Below are 6,000 nucleotides of genomic sequence, written 5' to 3' on the forward strand. Positions count from 1 at the left end.
ACCCTCTTTAGGTATTATCTGTCGCATATTAAACGAATAGGAATAGGAAATGAAACGAGTCGTCATCACTGGCATGGGGATTGTCTCTAGTATTGGTAACAACGCTGAGGAAGTTCTGCAGTCTCTTAAAGCGGGTAAGTCAGGCATAAACGCGTCTGAACAATTTAAAGAGAAAGGTCTCCGTTCACAGGTTTGGGGCGATCTTAAAATCAATCCTGCCGAGCATATCGATCGTAAAAAAATGCGTTTCATGGGCGATGCGGCAGCGTACGCTTATTTGTCTATGGAGCAAGCTATTGCCGATTCAGGTCTAACGGACGATCAAGTGTCTAACGACCGCACCGGTATTGTCGCTGGCTCTGGTGGAGCATCATCGCTCAACCAAGTGAATGCCGTCGATATCTTGCGTGAAAAAGGCGTGAAACGTGTAGGTCCTTACATGGTGCCACGTACTATGGCGTCAACCGTATCTGCGTGTTTGGCTACGCCGTTCAAAATTCGTGGCGTGAACTACTCTATGAGTTCGGCATGTGCAACGTCTGCGCACTGTATTGGTCACGCCATGGAGCTAATCCAGCTTGGCAAGCAAGACGTTGTTTTTGCTGGTGGTGGTGAAGAGCTCGACTGGTCACTGACTATGATGTTTGATGCAATGGGGGCATTGTCTACAAAATATAATGACACGCCAGATCAAGCGTCACGTACCTACGATGCTGATCGTGATGGTTTTGTTATTTCTGGCGGCGGCGGCATGTTAGTCATTGAAGAACTTGAGCATGCCTTGGCGCGTGGCGCGAAAATCTACGGTGAAATTGTAGGTTACGGTGCTACATCAGATGGCTACGATATGGTAGCACCATCGGGCGAAGGCGCGATCCGTTGTATGAAGATGGCCATGCAAAACGTGGATGGCGTGGATTACGTCAACACCCACGGCACATCAACACCTGTAGGCGATGTTAAAGAACTTGGCGCTATTCAAGAAGTGTTTGGCGACAACAGCCCTGCAATTTCTGCAACCAAAGCGATGACGGGTCACGCACTAGGTGCGGCAGGTGTGCATGAAGCGATCTATTCAACCTTGATGCTGAATCACGGGTTTGTTGCACCAAGCATTAATGTAAACAACTTAGATGACGCTGCAGAAGGGCTCGATATTGTTACCGAGACCCGTGAGCAAGAGCTTAATACCGTTATGTCTAACAGCTTCGGTTTTGGTGGCACTAACGCCACGCTAGTGATTAAGAAGTTTACTGCTTAGTAAATAGCCTCGGTTATTTTGAAAGCCCAGCTTATGCTGGGCTTTTTTGTGTTTGTCGAAAATTGGGTGGTGTCTGAATTTCTAGGAAACAGAGGTAAATTCAACGGCTTTACGAACGGGTATAGAATTTACTGTAACAATAGGTAGAATATGCCTCAAATGGCACTTGGCCTTTTATTCAAGAGAGATAGTATGCGAATTGTTATTGACGAAAACATGCCCTATGCACAAGCGCTGTTTTCTCAATTAGGGGAAGTGATAGCCCTCCCTGGACGAACCATCACCGCCGACGATCTCATCGATGTTGATGGGTTGATGATCCGCTCTGTAACCAAGGTGAATCAAGAGTTATTGCGTCATGCCAACAAACTCAAATTTGTGGGTACGGCAACGGCAGGTAAAGACCATGTCGATGAAGCGCTACTGGCAGAAAAAGGGATCCATTTCACCGCTGCACCGGGCTGTAATAAAGTCGGTGTTGCCGAGTACGTGTTGTCGTGCTTGATGGTGCTAACGCAGGAGCAGGGCAGTTCTATTTTTGATAAAACTGTGGGTATTATCGGTTTAGGTCAGGTTGGCAGTTACTTAGCAAAATGCCTCCAAGGCTTAGGCATTAAAGTGTTGTTGAGCGATCCGCCACTAGAGCAACAAGGCGATACACGATCGTTTACAGCTTTGGATTCGTTACTGCAGCAATCTGACGTGATCACCCTACACACACCGATTACCCGTGATGGTGAGCATCCTACTTATCATTTGCTAAATCGAGACCGGCTAGACGCGTTGCGTGGCGACCAGATCCTAATCAACGCGGCCCGTGGACCTATTGTCGACAATCAAGCCTTAAAGCAAAGACTGCAACGCAATGATGGTTTTTGCGCCGTGCTCGATGTATTTGAGTTTGAACCTCAAGTTGATTTAGACCTGTTACCCTTGCTTCGTTTTGCAACGCCGCATGTCGCCGGTTATGGTTTAGAAGGTAAAGCACGTGGCACCACAATGATTTTTAATTCATTTACTGAGTTTTTGGCGCGTGAAGAGCGTGCAGACTATGCAGACTTGCTGCCAACCGCTCCGATATCTCAAATGCGACTAAGCTCAGAGTTAACCGAATCTACATTGCATTCAATTATTCAGATGATCTATGACGTACGTCGAGATGACGTTATTTTCCGTCGCCAAATCGGTCCAGAAGGGGCGTTTGATGCGATGCGTAAGAATTACTGGGATCGCCGCGAATACAGTGCGGTGACCATTGAGCTTGATACAAGCAATACACAGACAAAACATGCTAAAGCGGCACTGAGCGCGCTTGGTTTTAAACTAGAGGTTACACAATGAGCCAACAATTTAACGTTGCAATTTTTGGGGCGACAGGCGCCGTAGGCGAAACCATGTTGGAAGTACTACAGGAAAGAGAATTTCCTATCGACAACTTATATTTGTTGGCCAGTGAACGCAGTGAAGGGAAAATATCTCGTTTTAAGGGCAAAAGCATTAAAGTTGAAAACGTCGAAAACTTCGATTGGTCTCAAGTGCATATCGCGCTCTTTTCTGCCGGCGGTGAGTTGTCAGAGCGTTGGGCGCCAGTGGCTGCAGACGAAGGGGTAGTGGTAATCGATAATACCTCCCAGTTCCGTTACGACTACGATGTTCCTCTAGTGATACCTGAAGTCAACCCAGAGGCGGTAGCGGAGTTTCGAAATCGAAACATCATTGCCAATCCAAACTGCTCAACCATTCAGATGTTGATGGCACTTAAGCCTATTCACGATGCGGTTGGTATTGAACGTATTAACGTAACCACCTATCAATCGGTATCAGGCGCAGGTAAATCGGGTATTGATGAACTTGCCGGCCAAACAGCGGCGCTGCTCAATGGGCGACCAGCGGAGTCGAGTGCATTCAGTAAACAAATTGCTTTCAACGTGATCCCACAAATTGATCAGTTTATGGACAATGGCTACACCAAGGAAGAGATGAAAATGGTGTGGGAAACTCAGAAGATTTTCAATGACCCTTCAATCACAGTAAATCCTACTTGTGTACGCGTGCCAGTTTTCTATGGCCACGCAGAAGCGCTGCATATTGAAACGCAAGCGCCAATCGATGCAGATTATGCGGCTCAATTACTGGATCAGACTGAGGGTGTTGAAGTTTTTCAAGGAGAGGATTACCCAACGCCCGTCAATGACGCAGGTGGTAGTGATACGGTGTATGTAGGACGTATCCGAAATGATATTAGTCACCACAGTGGACTCAATTTGTGGGTTGTGGCCGATAACGTCCGCAAAGGCGCTGCGACTAATGCCGTGCAAATCGCCGAAGTGTTAATTCGCGATTACTTTTAAACTACTTCAGCGGTGCCCATTGCGGCACCGCTCGACCATTTGGTCATCAATAATTTTCTTTTAATCACTCATTCCTAGCGCAGCAACACATTTTTATCGTATGGCACTACAGTTTTGCTGTTTGTTTCCGATATATTTGACAGATTATAACTAGGTTCGTTTTAGCAGCTTTCATATATGCGATTCTTCTCAAGAACAAAATTATTACTAGGTATAGCGGTAGCAGCGATTGCTTCCACTGGCCTACACGCAGAAACCATACGATTGGTAGGGCCAGATGGTGCTGCCCCGCAACCACCTAGACCAGATATTGTCTATGCCGCTCCAGTACAAGAATCCACCAGTTCGTCCGCATTTTATGGCCCTACAGGCCAAACCGAAACGCTGTGGAGTATTGCGAGTGCCCAAAGACCCAGTGCCCAATTTAGTGTTCAACAGACTTTATTAGCGATATATCGATTAAACCCACGCGCGTTTGAAGAGCAAAATATTCACCAGTTGGTGCCAGGAAGTCGATTGCGCATGCCTTCGGCAGAGCAAATTGCTGCCAATTCGACAGCCGAAGCTCAGCGCTTGATGCAAATTCACCAAGCAAAACTGGACCGAGCAACGCAGCGTCCACAACCTGTGGTCCCAGCAACTGACGTTGCGCTGCCAGAGCCGGTTATCGAGCCTGTGGTTGCGCAACAAACAGTCATTCCTGTTGCTGAAGTCCCCGCTGTAGAACCTATCTCAGAGTCAAGTGTTTCCGAAGTAACGCCAGCAGAAACTAATGCTGAAGTATTGGTACCTGTTGTCGATGATGAAAAAGTTGACCAACTTGAAGAGCAGCTTCAATTATCAGAGAGTGAATTGCTGCTCTTAGAAGAAAAAAATCATGAATTGCGAGTCATGCTATCGACCGTGCAAAACCAGGTTCAAGAACTACAGACGGAACTTAGCGATGAAGATAGGATCCGTGATGAAGTTGAGAAACAGCTGGCGGCTGAAAAAGCAAAACTGATAGAGCAGCAACGCCTCCAACCCACGTTAATGGACCGTTTATTGTCAAATATTTGGTTTATCGTGGGCTTGGTTTTACTGCCAAGCTTGTTGGTGTTGTATTTGATTATTCGCCTACTGGTTAGCAAACCGCAAGCTGATGAAGAGCAACACACCACCGAATCTGTCACACCAATCGTGTCGATGGACGAAGACATTCCAGACCTAGACATGGATGATGACGCGGCCATCGATGACGATGAGCTGCTCATGGATATTGAAAACGAAAATTCTGACTCATCAATTAACGCTGAAGACGACCCATTTGCCGATCTTGGTGACGACGACCTTGACTATGATCTTACCGATGAAAATGGCGAAGATCCGTTTGCAGACATTGGTGAAGACGGGGACTTTGACCTCGACGATGGTACTGACGACGCCTCGGCAAACGGTATTAGCGTTAATTCTAGCGAACCTGCTGTTGGGCTCGAAGAGATGGAGGCGGCATTAGATTCTTTCTCTATCAGTGAACAAGAAGCTCGTTTGGAAGCTGGCATCGATACTATAGATTTAGACGATGGCGCTCTCGACAATGAACCGCTAGACGGTGGTATCGATCAGTCGATGTTGGATGAATTGCTCAATGACTTCGATGAGTTAGACGAGTCGAGCCCATCAGACCAGCCACAAAGTCAAGATGACTTTGATGCATTGTTCGATCAAGCTGTTGCTGAAACCTCAGAGTCTCCAGCGTCTATGGAAGACGAGTTTGATCTTAGTGTCGATGAGTCGATTGCGCCAGAGCTACAAAGTGACGTTGCCGATCTTGATGATTTTGTTGTTAAAGCGCCCGAGCCACAAACTCAAGATGAACTTGATTCATTGTTTGATGAGTTTGCCACCGGTGACGACATAGACCTGCCGTCGGATGAGAATGTTTCAGCTTCGAATAACGATGTGGTCGACCCGCAGCAAGAGCTGGACTCGTTGCTTGACGAATTTAGCCCAGATAATAATGTCGCCAGTAATGTTAAAGCTCAGGATGAACTTGATGCTCTGTTGAATGAGATTGCTGGACCGGAAGAGAGCAATGACACCGCATCCGAAGTTGACGAGATTGATGACTTACTGGATATGTTTAGTGAGCCTGTCGCCGAACTTCCGTCCGATGAAGCAGAGATAGAGAGTGTTCTTGATGATGAGCTTGATGCCCTTCTAGAGGCGAATCAACCTCAACAGGCGACAGTCGTTGAGGATGAGCCACTAGACATCGACAGCATCATAGAACAAGCTTCGATGCCAGAGCCAGAGCCAGAGCCAGAGCCAGAGCCAGAGCCAGAGCCAGAGCCAGAGCCAGAGCCAGAGCCAGAGCCAGAGCCAGAGCCAGAGCCAGAGCCAGAGCCA

4 protein-coding genes are annotated in these 6,000 nt (G+C 47.3%); all 4 read left to right on the plus strand.

Translation table 11 applies throughout. The features are described from left to right. The first annotated feature begins 49 nt into the window (after positions 1-49). Positions 50-1,261: a beta-ketoacyl-ACP synthase I gene (gene fabB / locus ST37_RS13530; protein ID WP_084887246.1), complete on the plus strand. Its 1,212-nt coding sequence runs from the start codon at positions 50-52 to the stop codon at positions 1,259-1,261. 192 nt (positions 1,262-1,453) lie between these two features. After that, positions 1,454-2,602: a 4-phosphoerythronate dehydrogenase gene (locus ST37_RS13535; RefSeq protein WP_084888132.1), complete on the plus strand. Its 1,149-nt coding sequence runs from the start codon at positions 1,454-1,456 to the stop codon at positions 2,600-2,602. After that, complete coding sequence (locus ST37_RS13540; RefSeq protein ID WP_084887249.1) at positions 2,599-3,612, plus strand: aspartate-semialdehyde dehydrogenase; 1,014 nt, start codon at positions 2,599-2,601, stop codon at positions 3,610-3,612. The genes ST37_RS13535 and ST37_RS13540 overlap by 4 nt, the downstream gene beginning before the upstream one ends. Before the next feature lie 177 nt (positions 3,613-3,789). Beyond that, positions 3,790-6,000 (plus strand): FimV/HubP family polar landmark protein (locus tag ST37_RS13545; RefSeq protein ID WP_277922152.1); only part of this gene is annotated, 2,211 nt, incomplete at its 3' end.

It is taken from the genome of Vibrio sp. qd031 (assembly GCF_002100145.1).
GTDB lineage: Bacteria > Pseudomonadota > Gammaproteobacteria > Enterobacterales > Vibrionaceae > Vibrio.

Coding starts and splice junctions, on each gene's coding strand:
- fabB (WP_084887246.1), top strand. CDS start 50: ATGAAACGAGTCGTCATCACTGGCATGGGGATTGTCTCTAGTATTGGT.
- ST37_RS13535 (WP_084888132.1), top strand. CDS start 1,454: ATGCGAATTGTTATTGACGAAAACATGCCCTATGCACAAGCGCTGTTT.
- ST37_RS13540 (WP_084887249.1), top strand. CDS start 2,599: ATGAGCCAACAATTTAACGTTGCAATTTTTGGGGCGACAGGCGCCGTA.